Here is a 20,576-nt window from a genome sequence, read left to right as displayed (position 1 = left end):
TCAGCCTCATCCTTCTCGCGTCACATCGTCGTCAAAGCCGGCGCTGCCGAGCGCCATCTGGATCAAGCTGTCCGTGTCCATCGCGTCGATCGAGTCCGTTTCCTCGGGCTCGTCCGGCGCGGAGGTCTCACCACGGAAGTCGGCGAGTTCCAGCAGGGTTTCCATGAGTCCGGCGTCACGCAGCCGCTTCAACGGAATGGACATGAGGATTCCGCGGATGCGGTCACCCTCGGAATCGCCGTCGGGCTCTTCCGCGGGGGCCAGCTCCGACCGCAGGTGGTCGGCGAGAGCGCGCGAGGTCGGGTAGTCGAACATGAGGGTGGCCGGAAGGCGCAGGCCGGTGTCCGTGTTGAGCCTGTTGCGGAGTTCGACAGCGGTGAGCGAGTCGAATCCGAACTCGGAGAACGCCCGGTCGGAACCGATGGCTTCGGGCCCCGAGTAGGACAGCACGGACGCGGCCTGGGCCCGCACCAGATCCAGCAGGAGGGAGTCCTGCTCGACCCGGGACAGCCCGGCCAACCGCTGCCGCAGGGTGGTGGATGGGTCGGTACCCGTCACCGCGACCCGTCGGGCCGGAGTGCGGAACAGACCTCGCAACAGCGCGGGCACCTGTCCGCTTCCGGCGCCGAGTGCCGGGAGGTCCAGATGCATCGGCATCATAACCGCGCGGCCGACGCCCTCCGCTAGGTCGAACAACCCCAGACCTTCCTCCGCGGACAGGGGTGTCACCCCCGACCGGGACATGCGGGCCAGGTCCTGACCGCCCAGTTCACCGGCCATGCCGTCGGCGTCCGCCCACAGACCCCAGGCGAGGGAGGTCGCGGGAAGGCCCGCCGCACGGCGGTACTCGGCGAGCGCGTCGAGGTAGCTGTTCGCGGCCGCGTAGTTCGCCTGGCCCGCGTTGCCGAAGACACCGGCGGCGGAGGAGAACAGCACGAACGCGGACAGGTCCAGGCCCTCGGTCAGCTCGTGGAGGTTCCAGGCCGCCGCGGCCTTCGGACGGAAGACCGTGTCCAGGCGCTCGGGGGTGAGGGACTCCACCACGCCGTCGTCCAGGACACCGGCGGCATGGACGACCGCGGTGACGGGGTGCTCGGCCAGGAGGGCCGCCACCGCGTCACGGTCGGCGGCGTCACAGGCCGCGAATGTCACCTCGGCGCCCAGACCGGCGAGCTCGTCACGCAGCTCGGCCGCGCCAGGGGCATCGAGACCACGACGGCTCGTCAGCAGCAGGCTCCGCACCCCGTGTTCCGTCACCAGGTGACGGGCGAAGAGGCCACCGAGGCTGCCGGTCGCACCCGTGATCAGAACCGGACCGTCACCCCAGGCCGGGGCCGCGTCGGTCGCGGTGGTGGCCCGGGCCAGACGCGGCGCGTACGCCACGCCCTCCCGGAGCGCGAGCTGCGGCTCGTCCAAGGCGAGGACGGCGGCCAGTGCCTCGGACGAGGCCTCGGCGCCGTCGGTGTCGACGAGGACGAAACGGCCCGGGTTCTCGGACTGCGCCGAGCGCACCAGACCCCACACAGCGGCCTGAGCGGGATCGGCGACCGTGTCGCCCTCGCCCGCGGCGACCGCACCACGTGTCACCACGACCAGACGCGAGGAACCGAAACGCTCCTCCTCCAGCCACGACCGCACCAGGCCGAGGGCCCGGAGAGCCCCGTCGCGGGCGGCGTCCGCACTGTGGCGGGTACCGCCCACCGGCAACCCGGCGACCACCGTCGCGGGCACCTCCCCGGCCGACGCCAGGGCGGCGAGCTCCGCGGCACCGGCATCGCCGTCGAGCACGACGGGCACGGCGCCGTCCGGAGCCCCGCCCAGCGTCGCCGGAGCGACGACCTGCCAGTCGACGACGAACATCGACTCGACGTGCCGCGCCTGCCCGGCCCGGGCGAGCTGCTCCACGGACACCGGCCGGACGGCCAGCGACCCGACCGACGCCACCGCGGAACCCGCGGCGTCCGCCAGCCACAGCGACACCGCGGCCTCACCCGCGGGCGACACCTTCACCCGCAGGGCCGAGGCGCCGACCGCGTACGACGACACGTCCGACCACGCGAACGGCAGGTGCGGCCGGCCCGTCTCCGCGACGAAGCCACCCAGGCCGATGGCGTGGAGGGCCGAGTCGAGCAGCGCCGGGTGCAGGCCGTACGCACCGGAGTCCACGCCCTCGGGGAGCGACACCTCGGCGAACACGTCGTCGCCCAGACGCCAGGCCTTGCCCAGGCCCTGGAACACCGGACCGTACTCCAGCCCGCCGGCGGCGAGACCCTCGTACAGGCCGTCGACATCGACCGTCTCGGCACCGGCGGGCGGCCAGACGGCCAGGTCGAAACCGGCCTCCGGGGCGCCCTCGGCCAGCACACCGGTGGCATGCCGCACCCAGGGAGCGTCCGGACCGGCCTCCTGGGCACGGGCGTGGACGCTCAGGGCACGGCGGCCCTGCTCGTCGGGGGCCCCTACCGAGACCTGGAGCTGGACACCGCCCCGCGCGGGCAGGACGAGCGGCGCCTCCAGCGTCAGCTCCTGCAGCAGGCCGCGCCCCACCTGATCGGCGGCGACGGTCGCCAGCTCGACGAACGCCGTACCGGGCACGAGGACCGTGCCGGCGACCGCGTGATCGGCCAGCCAGGGGTGCGTGGCGAGCGACAGGCGGCCCGTGAAGAGGTACCCGTCCGAATCGGCCAGCGGCACGGCGGCCCCGAGTAGGGGGTGATCCGCAGCCCCTAGACCGGCCGACACCACATCCCCTACGGCAGGGGCCGCCTCGTCCAGCCAGTAGTGCTGGTGCTGGAAGGCGTACGTGGGCAGGTCGACGCGGCGGGCGCCCAGCGGGGCGAGGAAGGCCCGCCAGTCGACGGCCACGCCGTGGGCATGGAGCCGGCCCAGGGCGTCGAGGAGGGTGCGCGGCTCGTCGCGGTCCTTGCGGAGGACCGGGACGAAGACACCACTGTCACCGTCAGCAAGGCAGTCCGGGCCCATGGCGGACAGGACGGCGTCGGGACCGAGCTCCAGGAACGTACGGACGCCCTGCGTCTCCAGAGAACCGACGATGTCGGCGAAGCGGACGGCATCGCGGACGTGGTCGACCCAGTAGGAGGGAGAGGTGACGTCGCCCGTGGCGACGACCGGGAGGGTCGCCGGAGAGAAGGTCAGGCCTTCGACGACCTGGCGGAAGTCCTCCAGCATCGGGTCCATCAGAGGCGAGTGGAAGGCGTGCGAGACACGAAGACGCTTGGTCTTCACACCATCGGCGGCCAGCGCCTCGGCGATCTCGACAACGGCGGCTTCGGCACCGGAGACGACGACCGAGAGCGGACCGTTGACGGCGGCGATGCCGACCTCGTCCTCACGACCGGCGAGAAGCGGCAGGACCGTTTCCTCAGCGGCCTGGACGGAGACCATCGCGCCACCGCTCGGCAGGGCCTGCATCAGACGACCGCGAGCCGTGACGAGAAGCGCCGCATCAGCCAGCGACAGCACACCCGCCACATGAGCCGCAGCAATCTCACCGACCGAGTGACCGGCGAGGAAGTCCGGACGCACACCCCACGAATCGACGAGACGGAACAGCGCCACTTCGACCGCAAAGAGAGCGGCCTGCGTGTACTCCGTCCGATCCAGCGCCTCGCCGTCCTCGTCGATCACCTCGACGAGCGGACGCTCCAGGTGGGCGTCCAGCTCGGCGCACACAGCACTGAAGGCATCGGCGAACACCGGGAACGCGGCACGCAGTTCACGCCCCATCCCGATCCGCTGCGAGCCCTGACCCGTGAACAGCACCGCCAGCGGTCCGCCGGTCGCATCGGCACCGTTCACGCCCTGCGCGACGGACGCCAGGCCTGCCAGCAGCTCGTCGCGGTCCGTGCCCGTCACCACCGCGCGGTGGCTCAGCGAGGCGCGCGAGGTCGCCAGCGAGAACGCCACGTCACTCGTGGTCAGCTCGGGCCGCTCGGCCACGAACGTCCGCAGCCGCTCCGCCTGGTCGCGCAGCGCGTCGGATGTACGACCCGACAGCACCCACGGCACCAAGCCACCGTCCACCGACGGCGACACGGGCTCGTCCTCGACGGTGACAGGCGCCTGCTCGATGATCACGTGCGCGTTCGTGCCACTGAAGCCGAACGACGACACACCAGCGCGGCGAGGCCTGTCGGCCTCGGGCCACTCCACGGCCTCCGTCAGCAGCTCCACGGCACCCGCCGACCAGTCGACGTGCGGCGTGGGCTCGTCCACGTGCAGCGTCTGCGGCAGCAGACCCTCCCGCATCGCCATCACCATCTTGATGACGCCACCGACGCCGGCGGCGGCCTGCGTGTGGCCGATGTTGGACTTCAGCGAGCCGAGTCGCAGCGGCCGGCCGTCCTCGCGGTCCTGGCCGTACGTGGCCAGCAGCGCCTGGGCCTCGATCGGGTCGCCCAGCGTCGTACCCGTACCGTGCGCCTCCACCACGTCCACACCGGCGGCCGGCACACCGGCGTTGGCGAGGGCCTGGCGGATGACGCGCTGCTGGGACGGGCCGTTGGGGGCGGTGAGGCCGTTCGAAGCGCCGTCCTGGTTGACGGCGGAGCCACGGACGACCGCCAGTACCTGGTGGCCGTTCTTCCGGGCGTCCGACAGCCGCTCGACCACGAGCATGCCCACGCCCTCGGACCAGCCCGTGCCGTCCGCCGCGCCGGCGAAGGCCTTGCAACGGCCGTCGGCCGACAGGCCGCGCTGGCGGCTGAACTCGATGAACGTGCTGGGGGCCGACATGACCGTCACACCGCCCGCGAGCGCCATCTCGCACTCGCCGTTGCGCAGGGCCTGGACGGCCAGGTGCAGGGCGACCAGCGACGACGAGCACGCCGTGTCCACCGTCACCGTCGGGCCCTCGAGGCCGAACGAGTAGGCGAGCCGGCCGGAGACGACGCTGCCGGCGCTGCCCATGCCCACGTAGCCCTCGAGCTCGTCCGGGACGGCCTTGAGGCGGAGGGCGTAGTCGTAGTACATGACGCCGGCGAAGACGCCGGTACGGCTGCCCCGGGCGGAGGCGGGGTCGATGCCCGCCCGCTCGAAGGCCTCCCAGGTGGTCTCCAGCAGCAGGCGCTGCTGCGGGTCCATCGCCACCGCCTCGCGCGGCGACACGCCGAAGAACTCCGGGTCGAAGTCCGCCGCGCGGTGCAGGAACCCGCCCTCACGGGTGTACGAGGTGCCGTGGTGGTCGGGGTCCGGGTTGTACAGGGCCTCCAGGTCCCAGCCTCGGTCGGTGGGGAACTCGGAGATCGCGTCGCCGCCCTCGACGACGAGGCGCCAGAGGTCCTCGGGCGAGGAGATCCCGCCGGGGTAGCGGCAGGCCATGCCCACGATCGCGATCGGCTCGTCGTCCCCGGCACCGGCGGCCGCCGGGACCGGCAGGTTCGACGCGGCGGAGCGCAGACCCGACAGCTCGCCCCGCAGGAAGTCCAGCAGAGCGGCCGGGGTCGGGTAGTCGAAGACCAGCGTCGCGGGAAGGCGTACGCCCGTCTCACCGCTCAGCCTGTTACGCAGCTCCAGCGCCGTCAGCGAATCGAATCCGAGCTCGCTGAACGCGCGCCCCAGGTCCACCGAAGCGGCGGACGCGTAACCCAGCGCGGCGGCGACCTGCCCCCGCACCAGATCCGTCAGCGCGCGCTCCCGCTCGCCCTCGGCGAGGCCGGCGAACCGCCCCTTCCACGAAGCGGCACCGGACGCCGTGCCCGTCCTGGCCACGCGGCGCTGCGGGCTCCGCACGAGGCGGCGCAGGAGCGCCGGCACCTGTCCGGTCCCGCCTCCCAGAGCGGCGAGGTTCAGGTGCACGGGCGCGAGCAGCGCGTCGTCCGAGGCGTGGGAGAGGGCGGTGGCGGCGTCGAAGAGGCGCAGCCCCTCCTCGGTCGTCAGCCCCCGCGAACCGGTCCGCTCAAGGCGCTCCCGCTCCACCGCGCCCAGCTCGCCGGCCATGCCGTCGGCGGAGGCCCACAGGCCCCAGGCCAGCGACGTCGCGGGCAGACCCGCCGCCCGGCGGTACTGGGCCAGAGCGTCCAGGTAGGCGTTGGCGGCGGCGTAGTTGCCCTGTCCCGCGTTGCCGACCAGGCCGGACGCGGAGGAGAAGAGCACGAACGCGGAGAGGTCGAGGCCCTCGGTCAGCTCGTGGAGGTTCCACGCGGCGACGGCCTTCGGGCGGAGGACGGTGTCGAGGCGCTCGGGGGTGAGGGCTTCGACGACGCCGTCGTCCAGGACACCGGCGGCGTGGACGACGGACGTGACCGGGTGCTCGGCCAGCAGGCCCGCCAGGGCCTCACGGTCCGCGACGTCGCAGGCGACGACCGCGACCTCGGCACCCAGACCGGCGAGCTCGTCACGCAGCTCGGCCGCACCCGGGGCCTCCAGGCCCCGACGGCTCGTCAGCACCAGGCCGCGAACGCCGTGTTCCGTCACGAGGTGACGGGCGAAGAGGCCACCGAGGCTGCCGGTCGCACCCGTGATCAGGACCGGACCGTCGCCCCAGGCCGGGGCCGCGTCGGTCACGGAAGCGGCCCGCGTCAGGCGTGGCGCGTGTGCCGTGCCCTCCCGCAGGGCGAGCTCCGGCTCATCGAGGTCGAGGACGGCGGACAGCGCCTCGTACGAGGCGTCCGTGCCGTCGACGTCGACGAGGACGAAACGGCCAGGGTTCTCGGACTGCGCCGAGCGCACCAGACCCCACACAGCGGCCTGAGCCGGATCGGAGACCACACCGCCATCACCGGCGGCAACAGCCCCGTGCGTCACCACGACCAGACGCGAGGAAGCGAAACGCTCCTCCTCCAGCCACGACCGCACCAGCGCCAGCGCACCCCGCGCGGCCTCGCCGACGCCCACCTGACCAGGCAGGAAGGCCAGCAGCGCATCCGCCGAGCCGACGGATTCCACGGCCTCCACATCGGCCCAGGCCGTCACACGGTCCGCCAGCACGGAGGGAACCACACCCACCGCTGCCGCCGGCATACGGTCGTTGCCCGCACCGGCGCCGGAAACCACCGGCCACTCCACCCGGTACAGCGACTCCACGGCCGCCGGACCCGCCGGCTCCGCCGTGGACACGGGACGCGACACCAGAGAGCCCACCGAGGCCACCGGCGCACCGGTGGTGTCGGCGAGGAGGAGCGACGCGGCACCGGACTCCGTGGTCGTCATCCGCACCCGGAGGCCGGACGCTCCCACGGCGTGGAGCACGACGTCGTTGAACGCGAACGGAAGCTCGGGACCCGACTCCGCCGCCTCTCCCCTGCCCAGCCCGATGAGGTGCAGGGCGGCGTCGAACAGCGCCGGGTGCAGACCGAACGCGTCGGCGCCGGACCCGTCGGGGAGCGTCACCTCCGCGTAGAGGTCGTCGCCCGCGCGCCAGGCGCTCCGCAGGCCCTGGAACACCGGGCCGTAGTGCAGCCCGCCGGCTGCGAGTCCCTCGTACAGGTCCTCCGTGTCGACCGGCTCGGCGCCGGCGGGCGGCCAGGCCGCCAGGGCGGCGAAGGCGTCGGCAGCGGCGGAGTCCGGGCCGTCGCCGGGGGCGAGCACACCGGACGCGTGACGCGTCCACGGCTCGTCCGGCAGGGCGTCCTCGGCGCGGGAGAAGACGCTCAGCGAGCGGCGACCCGAGTCGTCGGCCTCGTCCACGGAGACGCGCAGCTGAACGCCACCGCGCTCGGGAAGGACCAGCGGGACCTCGAGCGTCAGCTCGTCCAGCACACCAGAACCGACCTGGTCACCGGCGCGGACCGCCAGCTCGACGAAGGCCGTGCCCGGCAGCAGCACCACACCACCGACGGCGTGGTCCGCGAGCCACGGGTGCGTGCTCAGCGACAGCCGACCGGAGAACAAGTGACCGTCCGAGTCGGGCAGGGCCACCGCCGCACCCAGCAGCGGGTGATCGGTCGCGCCCAGACCGGCCGAGGCCATGTCCCCACTACGGGACCCGGTCGGCTGAAGCCAGTAGCGCTGACGCTGGAACGCGTACGTGGGCAGGTCGACGCGGCGGGCACCCAGCGGCGCGAAGAAGGCTTGCCAGTCGAGGGTTACGCCCCGCGTGTGCAGACGCCCCAGGGCGTCGACGACCATGCGCTCCTCGTCGCGGTCCTTGCGCAGGACCGGGACGAAGACACCGCTGTCGCCGTCGGCGAGACAGTCCGGACCCATCGCGGAGAGGACGGCGTCCGGACCGAGCTCCAGGAACGTACGAACACCCTGCGTCTCCAGAGAACCGACGATGTCGGCGAAGCGCACGGCATCGCGAACGTGGTCCACCCAGTAGGAGGGAGAGGTGACGTCGCCGGAGGCGACGACGACCGGAACAGCCGGCGAGGAGAAGGTCAGGCCTTCGACGACCTGACGGAAGTCCTCCAGCATCGGGTCCATCAGCGGCGAATGGAACGCGTGCGAGACACGAAGACGCTTCGTCTTCACACCATCGGCAGCCAGGGCCTCGGCGATCTCGACAACGGCAGCCTCGGCACCGGAGACGACGACCGAGAGCGGACCGTTGACGGCGGCGATGCCGACCTCGTCCTCACGGCCGGCGAGAAGCGGCAGCACCGTTTCTTCCGACGCCTGGACCGACACCATCGCGCCGCCCGCCGGCAGCGCCTGCATCAGACGACCCCGAGCCGCCACCAGCCGAGCAGCGTCGGCCAGCGACAGCACACCCGCCACATGAGCCGCAGCAATCTCGCCAACGGAGTGACCGGCGAGGAAGTCCGGACGCACACCCCACGACTCGACGAGACGGAACAGCGCCACCTCGACCGCGAACAACGCGGCCTGCGTGTACTCCGTCCGATCCAGCGCCTCGCCGTCCTCGTCGATCACCTCGACAAGCGGACGCTCCAGATGACCATCCAGCTCAGCGCACACAGCACCGAAGGCATCAGCAAAGGCCGGGAACGCATCCCGCAGTTCACGTCCCATCCCGATCCGCTGCGAGCCCTGACCCGTGAACAACACCGCCAGCTTCCCGCCGACAGCCTCGTCCCCACCGGCCAGCGCCTCCAGCCCCGCCAGCAGCTCCTCGCGGCTCGCGCCGCTCACCACCGCACGGTGCTCCATCCGTACACGCGAGGTCGCCAGCGTGAACGCCACGTCGCCCGTGGTCAGCTCGGGCCTCTCGGCGACGAACTCGCGCAGCCGCTCGGCCTGGTCCCGCAGCGCGTCGGCCGACTTCGCCGACAGCACCCACGGCACCACACCACCGTCGACCGACGGCGATACGGGCTCGGCAGCCTCAGCGCCCTCGAGCGCGGGCGCCTGCTCCAGGATCACGTGCGCGTTCGTGCCACTGAACCCGAACGACGACACACCCGCACGACGCGGCCTGTCGGCCTCCGGCCATGCCACGGCCTCGGTCAGCAGCTCGACCGCGCCCGCCGACCAGTCCACGTGCGGCGACGGCTCGTCCACGTGCAGCGTCTGCGGAAGCAGACCCTCCCGCATCGCCATGACCATCTTGATGATGCCCGCGACGCCCGAAGCGGCCTGCGTGTGACCGATGTTGGACTTCAGCGAGCCCAGCCACAGCGGCTGACCGTCGGCCGTCCGCTCCTGGCCGTACGTCGCCAGCAGCGCCTGCGCCTCGATCGGGTCGCCCAGTCGCGTACCCGTGCCGTGCGCCTCCACCGCGTCCACGTCCGCCGCCGACAGACCCGCCGAGGCGAGCGCGGCGCGGATGACGCGCTGCTGCGAGGGACCGTTCGGGGCGGTCAGGCCGTTGCTCGCACCGTCCTGGTTGACGGCGGAGCCCCGTACGACCGCCAGCACCTGGTGGCCGTTCTTCCGCGCGTCCGACAGGCGCTCGACGAGCAGGAGGCTGACGCCTTCGGCCCAGGCCGTGCCGTCCGCCGCGCCGGCGAAGGCCTTGCAGCGGCCGTCGGGGGCGAGGCCGCGCTGGCGGGCGAAGTCGATGAAGGTGTCGGGCTTCGCCATGACGGTGACACCGCCGGCGAGCGCCATCTCGCACTCGCCGTTACGCAGGGCCTGGATGGCGAGGTGGAGGGCGACCAGCGACGACGAGCAGGCCGTGTCGACCGTCACCGCCGGGCCTTCCAGCCCGAAGGTGTAGGCGATGCGGCCGGAGGCGATGCTGTTGGAGTTGCCGGTGACGAGGTAGCCCTCGACCTCGCCGGGCATGGCGGACGTGTTGGAGCCGTAGTCGTGGTAGCTGACGCCGGCGAAGACGCCGGACTTGCTGCCGCGCAGGGTGGCGGGGTCGATGCCGGCGCGTTCGAAGACCTCCCAGGCGGCTTCGAGGAGGAGCCGCTGCTGGGGGTCGGTGGCGAGGGCCTCGCGCGGGGAGATACCGAAGAAGGGGGCGTCGAAGTCGGCGACGTCGCGGAGGAAGCCGCCTTCCTTGGTGTAGCTGGTGCCCGGCCGGTTGGGGTCCGGGTCGTAGAGGGCGTCGAGGTCCCAGCCTCGGTCCGTCGGGAAGCCGGAGATGGCGTCGCCGCCCTCGGCGAGGAGCCGCCACAGTTCCTCGGGCGAGCTGATGCCGCCGGGGAAGCGGCAGGCCATGCCGACGATGGCGATGGGCTCGTCGGCGGCGGGGGCCGTGCCGTCCGCCGTGGCCCGGCCCGGGATCATGTGCTGGAGCCGGTCACCGAGCAGCTCGTCGCGGAGGAACTCCACGAGCGCGGTCGGGTTGGGGTAGTCGAAGACGAGGGTGGCGTGGAGGCGCAGCCCGGTGGCGCCGTTGAGGCGGTTGCGGAGTTCGACGGCGGTCAGCGAGTCGAAGCCGAGTTCCTTGAAGGCGCGGTCGCCGTCGATGGAGTCCGCGCCGGTGTGGCCGAGGACGGCCGCGACGTGGGTGCGGACGAGGTCGAGGAGGGTCTGTTCCTGTTCTGCGGGGGTGAGCCCGGCGAGGCGCTGGGCGAGGCCGGCGGCGGAGCCGGCGCCCTGCTGGACGACGCGGCGGCCGGTGCCCTGGACGAGGCCGCGCAGGAGCGCGGGGACGCCGTCGGCGTCGGCCCTGAGCCCGGCGATGTCCAGGTGCATGGAGACGAGCGCGGGGCGGGCGAGGGCGACGGCGGTGTCGAGGAGGCCCAGGCCCTCGGCGGTGGACATGCCGGTGACGCCGGAGCGGGTCATGCGCTCGCGGTCGACCTCGGCGAGGTCGCCGGTCATGCCGCTGGCCTCGGCCCACAGGCCCCAGGCCACCGAGGTGGCGGGGAGGCCGGCGCGGCGGCGGTGCTGGGCGAGGGCGTCGAGGTAGGCGTTGGCGGCCGCGTAGTTGGCCTGTCCGGCGGCGCCGAAGACGCCGGCGACGGACGAGAAGAGGACGAAGACGGCCAGGTCGAGGTCGCGGGTGAGGTCGTGGAGGTGCCAGGCGGCGTCGACCTTCGGGCGGAGCACGGCGTCGAGGCGCTCGTCGGTGAGGGCGCCGACGACGCCGTCGTCGAGGACGCCGGCGGTGTGCACGACGCCGGTGAGCGGGTGCTCGTCCGGTACGGAGGCCAGCAGCGCGGCCAGCGCCTCACGATCCGCCGCGTCGCAGGCGGCGACGGTGACGGTCGCGCCGAGGGCGGTGAGTTCGTCGCGGAGTTCGGCCGCTCCCGGGGCCTCGGGGCCGCGCCGGCTGGTGAGCAGCAGGTGGCGTACGCCGTGCTCGGTGACGAGGTGGCGGGCGAGGTGTCCGCCGAGGGTGCCGGTGGCGCCGGTGACGAGGACGGTGCCGTCCGGGTCGAGGGCGGTGGGGAGGGTGAGGGCGACCTTGCCGACGTTGCGGGCCTGGCTGAGGTAGCGGAAGGCGTCGGGGGCGCTGTGCACGTCCCAGGTGGTGACGGGCAGCGGGTGGAGCGCGCCGGACTCGAAGAGGCCGAGGAGGTCGGCGAGGATCTCCCGGATGCGGTCGGGGCCGGCTTCGATGATGTCGAAGTTCCGGTACTGGACGCCGGGGTGGGCGGCGGCGACCTCGTCGGGGTCGCGGACGTCGGTCTTGCCCATCTCGGCGAAGCGGCCGCCGTTGGGCATCAGGCGCAGGGAGGCGTCGACGAACTCGCGGGCGAGCGAGTCGAGGACGACGTCCACGCCGTGGCCGTCGGTGGTGTCGAGGAACTTCCGCTCGAAGTCGAGGGTGCGGGACGAGGCGATGTGGGCTTCGTCGAGTCCGGCGGCGCGGAGGGAGTCCCACTTGCCCTCGCTGGCGGTGCCGAACACCTCGGCGCCGGCGTGGCGGGCGAGCTGGACGGCGGCGGAGCCGACGCCGCCGGCGGCCGCGTGGACGAGGACGCGTTCCCCGGCGCGGAGCCGGCCGAGGTCGAAGAGGCCGAAGTAGGCGGTGAGGAAGGCGATGGAGACCGAGGCGGCCTCGGCGTAGGACCAGCCCCGCGGCATCCTGACGATGAGGCGCCGGTCGGCGACGGACAGGGGGCTGAAGGCGCCGGAGAGGAGGCCCATGACGCGGTCGCCGACGGCCAGGTCGGTGACGTCGGGGGCGGTCTCGACGACGACGCCGGAGCCTTCGAGGCCGAGGAAGCCGGACTTGCCGGGGTACATGCCCAGGGTGTTGAGGACGTCGCGGAAGTTGAGGCCGGCGGCGCGGACGGCGATGCGGACCTGGCCGGCCTCCAGCGGTGCGGCGGCCTCGGGGTGGGTGGTGAGGTGGAGGTTCTCCAGGGTGCCGCGGTCGACGATCTCCAGGCGCCAGGGGTCGGTGCCGGGCGGCGGGACGAGTCCGCCGTCGGCGGCCACGCGGCCGAGGCGGGGCACGAGGGCGGTGCCGGCGCGGAGGGCCAGCTGCGGCTCGTCGGCGGCGAGGGCCGTGGCGAGGGCGGCGGGCAGGGCGTCGTGGGAGGCCGTGTCGTCGTCGAGGTCGACGAGGAGGAAGCGGCCGGGGTTCTCGGTCTGCGCGGAGCGGACGAGGCCCCAGACGGCGGCGAGGCCGGGGTCGGCGAGGTCCTCGCCGTCGCGGGCGACGACCGCGCCGTGCGAGACGAGGACGAGGCGGGAGGCCTCGAAGCGCTCGTCGGCCAGCCAGTCCTGGACGACGGCCAGGACGCGGCGGGCCTCGGCGCGCGCCTGCTCGGGGTCGGTTCCGCCGGTGGCGCAGGGCAGCAGGACCGCGTCCGGCAGGGGCCGGCCGGTGTCGAGTGCGGCGGTGAGCGCGGCGAGGTCGGGGTGGGTGGCGGGGCCGTCCTGTCCGGTGCCGGCGAGGGCGGCGGCGAGGCGGGCGGTGCGGCCCGTCTCCGTATCGGCCTCTGCGTCGGTGGGCGCGTCCGTGAGCAGGGCGCAGGTGGGGATCGCGGGGTCCGTGACGGTGGGGGCCGGGGCCCAGTCGACGCGGAAGAGCGCGTCGAGGTAGGCACCGGTGCCGGAGGCGTTCAGCTGCTCGGGCGAGACCGGGCGCATGGCCAGGGAGGTGACGGTGGCGACGGGCGCGCCGGTGGCGTCGGCGATCTCCAGGGACATGGCGTCGGAGCCGGCGGGGGTGGCCTTGACGCGGAGGGTGGCGGCGCCGGTGGCGTGGAGGGAGATGCCGCTCCACACGAACGGCAGCCAGGGCCGGCCGGTGTCCTCGACGAAGCCGCCGAGGCCCACGGAGTGGAGGGCCGCGTCCAGCAGGGCCGGGTGGACGCCGAAGCGGGCGGCCTCGTCGGCGCCGTCCTCGGGGAGCGCGACCTCGGCGAACACGTCGTCGCCGCGCCGCCAGGCCGCCCGCAGGCCGCGGAAGAGGGGGCCGTAGGAGACGCCGTTGGCGGTGAAGCCGTCGTACAGGCCGGAGATGTCGACGGGTTCGGCACCGGCCGGGGGCCAGGCCTCGAGGTCGGCGGAGGCGGTGCTCGTGGAGGCGGTGCGGCCGGTGGTGGTGAGCACACCGGTGGCGTGCCGGGTCCACGGCTCGTCCTCGGGGGCGTCCTCGGGGCGGGAGTACAGGCCGAGGGCGCGGCGGCCCGTCTCGTCGGGGCCGGTCACGGAGACGCGCAGCTGGACGCCGTCGCGGCCGGGCATGACGAGGGGCGTCTCGAGGGTGAGTTCCTCGACGGTGTCGCAGCCGGCCTCGTCGCCGGCGCGGATGGCGAGCTCGAGCAGGGCGGTGCCGGGGACGACGACCGAGCCGAGCACGACGTGGTCGGCCAGCCAGGGGTGGGTCTGCACGGACAGGCGGGCCGTGAGGAGGTGCCCGTCGGGCAGCGCCACGACGGCGCCGAGGAGCGGGTGGTGGGCGGGGCCGAGGCCGAGCGCGCCCGCGTCGCCGGCGGAGCCGGTGGCCTGGAGCCAGAAGCCGTCGCGCTGGAAGGCGTAGGTGGGCAGGTCGACGCGGCGGCCGGGGCCACCGGCGACGTACGTGCTCCAGTCGGGGCCGTGGCCGCGGGTGTGGAGCTCGGCGAGGGCGGCGAGGAGGCCCTGGTCCTCGGGGCGGTCCTTGCGCAGGGCGGGCACGAGGACGGCGGTGTCGTCGTCCAGGCAGGCCTGGCCCATGGCGGAGAGGGTGCCGTCGGGGCCGAGCTCCAGGTAGGTGCGGACGCCCTCGTCGTGGAGGGTGCGCATGCCGTCGGCGAAGCGGACGGCCTCGCGGACGTGCCGCACCCAGTAGTCGGGGGAGGTCAGTTCCTCGGTGGTGGCGAGGGCGCCGGTGACGTTGGAGACGAGGGAGACGGCCGGGGCGTTGAAGGTGAGACCGGCGACGACCTTCCGGAAGTCCTCCAGCATCGGGTCCATCAGCGGCGAGTGGAAGGCGTGGGAGACCTGAAGGCGCTTGGTCTTCACACCGTCGGCGGCCAGCGTCTCGGCGATCTCCAGGACGGCGGTCTCGGCTCCGGAGACCACCACCGCCCGGGGGCCGTTGACGGCGGCGATGCCCACCTCGTGCTCGCGGCCCGCGAGGAGCGGCAGCACGGTCTCCTCGGTGGCCTGGACGGACACCATGGCACCACCGCTCGGGAGCGCCTGCATGAGGCGGCCGCGGGCGGCGACGAGGCGGGCGGCGTCGTCGAGCGACAGGACGCCCGCCACATGGGCGGCGGCGATCTCGCCGACGGAGTGGCCGGCGAGGAAGTCCGGGGTGACGCCCCACGACTCGACGAGGCGGTGGAGGGCGACCTCGAGCGCGAAGAGGGCGGCCTGGGTGTACGCGGTGCGGTGGACGAGCTCGCCGTCCAGCGCCTCGGCCAGCGGCCGCTCGAGGTGCGGGTCGAGGGCGGCGGCGACCGCGTCGAAGGCCTCGGCGAAGGCCGGGTGGGCGGCGTGGAGTTCGCGGCCCATGCCGGGGCGCTGCGCGCCCTGGCCGGTGAAGAGGAAGGCGAGGGGGCCCTCGGTGACGCGGCCGCGCACGGTTCCGGCGGCGGGCTCGCCCGCGGCGACGGCGGCGAGGCCGGCGAGGAGCCGGTCGCGGTCGGTGCCGGTGACCACGGCGCGGTGGTCGAGGGCGGCGCGCGTGGTGGCGAGGGCGTGGGCGACGTCCCGGGGGGCGAGGCCGGGCCGCTCGGCGAGGTGGGCGTGGAGGCGTTCGGCCTGGGCGCGCAGGGCGGTCTCGCTCTTCGCGGAGACGACCCAGGGCAGGAGGGCGTCCCCGGCCGGCTCGCCGGCGCCCTCGTCGGCGCTGTTGGCGTCGTCCTCGGGGGCCTGCTCGATGATGGTGTGGGCGTTGGTGCCGCTCACGCCGAAGGACGAGACGCCGGCGCGGCGCGGCTCGCCGGTCTCGGGCCAGGGCGTGGCCTCCGCCAGGAGTTCGACGGCGCCGGAGGTCCAGTCGACGTGCGGGGTGGGCTCGTCGATGTGGAGGGAGCGCGGGAGGACGCCCTCGCGCATCGCCATGACCATCTTGATGATGCCGGCGACGCCGGCGGCGGCCTGCGAGTGGCCGATGTTGGACTTGATGGAGCCGAGACGCAGCGGCCGGTCGGCCGGCCGGTTCTGACCGTACGTGGCGAGCAGCGCCTGCGCCTCGATCGGGTCGCCCAGCGTCGTACCCGTACCGTGCGCCTCGACGGCGTCGACCTGGCCGGCGGCGAGGCCGGCGGAGGCCAGGGCGGCGCGGATGACGCGCTGCTGGGACGGGCCGTTGGGGGCGGTGAGGCCGTTCGACGCACCGTCCTGGTTGACGGCGGAGCCGCGGACGACGGCCAGCACCTGGTGGCCGTTCTTGCGCGCGTCCGACAGCCGCTCGACGAGCAGCATGCCGACGCCCTCGGCCCAGCCGGTGCCGTCGGCCGCGGCGGCGAACGGCTTGCAGCGGCCGTCGGCCGACAGGCCGCGCTGGCGGCTGAACTCGACGAAGACGAGCGGGGACGCCATGACGGAGACGCCACCGGCGATGGCCATCGTGCAGTCGCCGTTGCGCAGCGCCTGGACGGCGAGGTGGAGGGCGACGAGCGAGGAGGAGCAGGCGGTGTCGACGGTGACGGCCGGGCCCTCGAGGCCGAGGGTGTAGGCGATGCGGCCGGAGAGGACCGCTCCGGAGCCGCCGGTGAGGAGGAGGCCCTCGAGCTCGTCGGGGGTCTCGACGACGTCGGAACCGTAGCCGGAGGTGGAGGCGCCCACGAAGACGCCGGCCCGGCTGCCCTTGAGGGAGGCCGGGTCGATGCCGGAGCGTTCGAGGAGCTCCCACGCGGCCTCCAGCAGCAGGCGCTGCTGGGGGTCGGTGGCGAGGGCCTCGCGGGGCGAGATGCCGAAGAAGCCGGCGTCGAAGCGGTCGGCGTCGTGGAGGAAGCCGCCGGACCGGGTGTAGGTGGTGCCGGCGTGCTCCGGGTCGGGGTCGTACAGGCCGTCCAGGTCCCAGCCGCGCTCCTCCGGGAAGCCGGAGATGGCGTCGGTGCCGTCGGCGACGAGCCGCCACAGCTCCTCGGGGGAGGTGACCCCGCCCGGGTAGCGGCAGCTCATGCCGACGATGGCGATCGGTTCCTGGTCCCCCGCCTCAAGTTCGCGAAGGCGCTGCCGGGTCTCGTGCAGGTCCGCCGTTACCCACTTGAGGTAATCCCGGAGCTTGTCTTCATTCATGATGCGACCTTGCCTGTGCGAATGGATTCACGACGTCTTGGCGCCGGGGCTCCGCCCCGTGCTCCGGCCCTGGTCCCCGGGCGCGCCGAAATATGCCTGGCCCGGCGGAATGTACGGCCGGGCCAGGCAGGGGATCAAGACATTCGGGCTGAATTGAGGGGTCGTAGGGGCTCGCCCTCTTCCCGCCCCGAGGGGGGAATAGGGGAGCCCCGTACGCGGACCTCGGCAGGGGCTAGGACCTGCCCAGTTCCTCGTTGATGAAGGCGAACAGCTCGTCGTCGGAGGCGCTTTGCAGCTGTTCACGCCGCGAGTCGGCGGCGGCATCGTCGTCCGCGCGGTTCACCCGGGCGAGGATCGTCTGGAGACGCGACGACACCATCGCCAGCGCGTCGTCGTCCTCGGAGAGGGAGAGCACGGCGAATTCCAGGGCGTCGAGCTGGGCGGTCACACCGCCCCGGCCGGCACCGGCTGTACCCCCGGCGAATTCCACGGCGAATTCCGTGTCGAGGAAAGCCGCGAGGTCCCTGGGCGTGGGGTGGTCGAAGACCAGGGTGGCGGGCAGCTGGAGCCCGGTGACCTCGCCGATGCGGTTGCGCAGGGCCACGGCCGTCAGCGAGTCGAAGCCGAGGTCCTTGAACGCCTCGCCGGCGCCCACCGCTTCGGCTCCCGCGTGCCCGAGCACGGCGGCGGTGTGCCCGCGCACGAGGTCGAGCAGGGCCCGGGTGCGCTCGGCGCCGGTCAGCCCGGCCAGCCGGTCGGCGATGCCGGAGGCCCCGTCGCCGGACGTCTCGTCGGTACCGGGGACGACGAGCAGCCGGCCGCCGCGCGTGCCGTCGTCCTCGACCGGCTCCGGCCAGATGCGGTGCCGGCGGAAGGCGTACGTGGGCAGGTCGACGCGCTGATGGGTGCCGCCGCCGAACACCGCGTTCCAGTCCGGCGTGACGCCGCGCACCTGGATCTCGGCGAGCGAGGTGAGGAAGCGGGCGAGGCCGCCGTCGTCCCGGCGGAGCGTTCCGGCGACCGCGACCGGGTCGTCGCCCTCGGCGCCGGCGGCGTCGGCGGTCTCGCGCAGCGGGACGGTGAGCACGGGGTGCGGGCTGACCTCGACGAACGTCCGGAAGCCCTGGCCGATCAGGGAGCGGGTCGCGGCCTCCAGCTCGACGGTCCGCCGCAGATTGCGGTACCAGTACGCGGCGTCCGTGACCGCACCGGACAGCCACTCCCCCGTCACGGTCGAGAAGAACGGGGTCCGGGGGGCCAGCGGGGTGACGGGGGCGAGCTCGGACAGCAGCCGCTCCTCGATCTCCTCGACGGCCGCCGAGTGCGACGCGTAGTCGACGGGGATACGACGAGCCCGGATGTCCTCGCCCTCGCAGTGCGCCATCAGCTCGTCGAGAGCCGACACCTCACCCGAAACGACCACCGACGACGGACCGTTGACCGCCGCGACGGACACACGACCGTCCCAGCGCGAGATCAGCTCCCGCACCTCGGCCACCGGCAGCGGCACCGACACCATGCCACCGCGACCCGCGATCTCCAGCAGCGCACGCGACCGCAGCGCCACCACGCGCGCACCGTCCTCCAGGGACAACGCACCGGACACCACGGCAGCCGCGATCTCACCCTGCGAATGACCCACCACGGCCGACGGCACGACACCGTACGAACGCCACAGGTCGGCCAGCGACACCATGACGGCGAACAGGACGGGCTGGACGACGTCCACGCGGTCGAGGCCGGGCGCGCCGTCGGCGCCCCGGAGCACGTCGGTGAGCGACCAGTCGGTGAAGGCCGCGAGGGCCTTCTCGCACTCGGCCATGCGGTCGGCGAAGGCCGGTGCGGTGTCGAGGAGTTCGAGGGCCATGCCGGCCCACTGGGAACCCTGGCCGGGGAAGACGAAGGCGGTCTTGCCCAGGCCGTGGGAGACGCCCTCGACGACGTTCGCCGCGGGCTCGCCCTCGGCGAGGGCCGCCAGGCCGGCCAGTAGTCCGTCGCGGTCGCCGCCGAGGACGACGGCCCGGTGGTCGAAGGCGGTACGGGTGGTGACCAGCGCGTGCGCGATGTCGACGGGAGCGACGTCGGGCCGGTCCTCGGCGTGTGCCTTGAGGCGGGCGGCCTGTTCGCGCAGGGCGCCGGCGTTCTTGGCGGAGAGCACCCACGGCACGACGGCGGGCGGCGCGCCGGACTCTGCCGGGGCCCCCTCGGGCTCTTCCGGCTCGGGCGCCTGCTCCACGATCACATGGGAGTTGGTGCCGCTGACGCCGAAAGAGGAGACGGCGGCGCGGCGCGGGCGCCCGGTCTCCGGCCACGCGCGGCGCGCGGTCAGCAGCTCGACGGCCCCGGCGGACCAGTCGACGTGCGGGGACGGCTCGTCGACGTGGAGGGTCTGCGGAAGGACGCCCTCGCGCATCGCCATGACCATCTTGATGACGCCCGCGACGCCGGCGGCGGCCTGGGTATGGCCGATGTTGGACTTCACGGAACCGAGGTAGAGCGGCCGGTCGTCGGCACGCTCCTGGCCGTACGTGGCGAGCAGCGCCTGCGCCTCGATCGGGTCGCCGAGCGTGGTGCCGGTGCCGTGCGCCTCGACGACGTCGACCTCGTCGGCCGTGACGCGGGCGTTGGCGAGCGCGGCACGGATGACGCGCTGCTGGGAGGGGCCGTTGGGGGCGGTGAGGCCGTTCGACGCGCCGTCCTGGTTGACGGCCGAGCCGCGGACGACCGCCAGCACCTGGTGACCGTTCTTCCGCGCGTCCGACAGCCGCTCCACGAGCAGCATGCCGACGCCCTCGCCCCAGCCCGTGCCGTCGGCCGCGGCGGCGAACGCCTTGCAGCGGCCGTCCGGGGACAGGCCGCGCTGGCGGGCGAAGTCGATGAACGCGTTCGGCGTCGCCATGATGGTGACGCCACCGGCGAGGGCGAGCGAGCATTCGCGGTTGCGCAGGGCCTGGACGGCCAGGTGGAGGGCGACCAGCGACGACGAGCAGGCCGTGTCGACCGTCACCGCCGGGCCCTCCAGCCCGAACGTGTACGACAGGCGGCCCGAGGCGACGCTGGCCGCGCTGCCCGTGCCGAGGTGGCCCTCCAGCTCCTCGGCGCCGGTCAGCAGCAGCGAGCCGTAGTCCTGGCCGTTGGAGCCGACGAACACGCCGGCCTGCTCGCCGTGGAGCGCCGACGGGTCGATGCCGGCGCGCTCGAACACCTCCCACGTCGTCTCCAGCAGCAGCCGCTGCTGGGGGTCCATGGCGAGGGCCTCGCGCGGCGAGATCCCGAAGAACGCCGGGTCGAACTCGGCCGCCCCGGCGAGGAACCCGCCGTCACGCGCGTAGCTTGTACCGGGCCGGTCGGGGTCCGGGTCGTACAGCCCCTCCAGGTCCCAGCCGCGGTCGTCGGGGAACGCGGAGATCGCGTCACCGCCGTCCGCGACCAGGCGCCAGAGGTCCTCCGGGGAGCGGACGCCGCCGGGGAAGCGGCAGGCCATGCCGACGATGGCGACCGGCTCCTGTCGCTCCTCCTCCAGGTCGAGCACCTGGCGGCGGGCCTGGCGCAGCTCGTTCGTGACCCACTTCAGGTGTTCGAGCAGCTTCTCTTCATTCGCCATGGGAAATCAGCCCTTTGGGACC

The 20,576-nt window shown here is 73.8% G+C and carries 2 protein-coding genes; both read right to left on the bottom strand.

Annotated features, from left to right (window positions below):
- Positions 1-6: 6 nt before the first annotated feature.
- Positions 7-16,953 carry an SDR family NAD(P)-dependent oxidoreductase gene (locus AC07BS_RS04320; protein WP_478930328.1) on the bottom strand — a complete coding sequence of 5,649 codons (16,947 nt, stop codon included), beginning with the start codon at positions 16,951-16,953 and terminating at the stop codon, positions 7-9.
- A gap of 229 nt (positions 16,954-17,182) precedes the next feature.
- Positions 17,183-20,554, bottom strand: coding sequence for a type I polyketide synthase (locus tag AC07BS_RS04315; RefSeq protein WP_478930133.1), 3,372 nt, complete (start codon positions 20,552-20,554; stop codon positions 17,183-17,185).
- Between the last annotated feature and the right edge of the window lie 22 nt (positions 20,555-20,576).

The sequence above is a fragment of the Streptomyces sp. NPDC044063 genome, assembly GCF_056434285.1.
This window is presented reverse-complemented; position numbering and strand designations above follow the sequence as displayed.

What these genes read in the sequence shown, in the direction of transcription:
- AC07BS_RS04315 (WP_478930133.1), bottom strand. Translation starts at nt 20,554, where the DNA reads ATGGCGAATGAAGAGAAGCTGCTCGAACACCTGAAGTGGGTCACGAAC.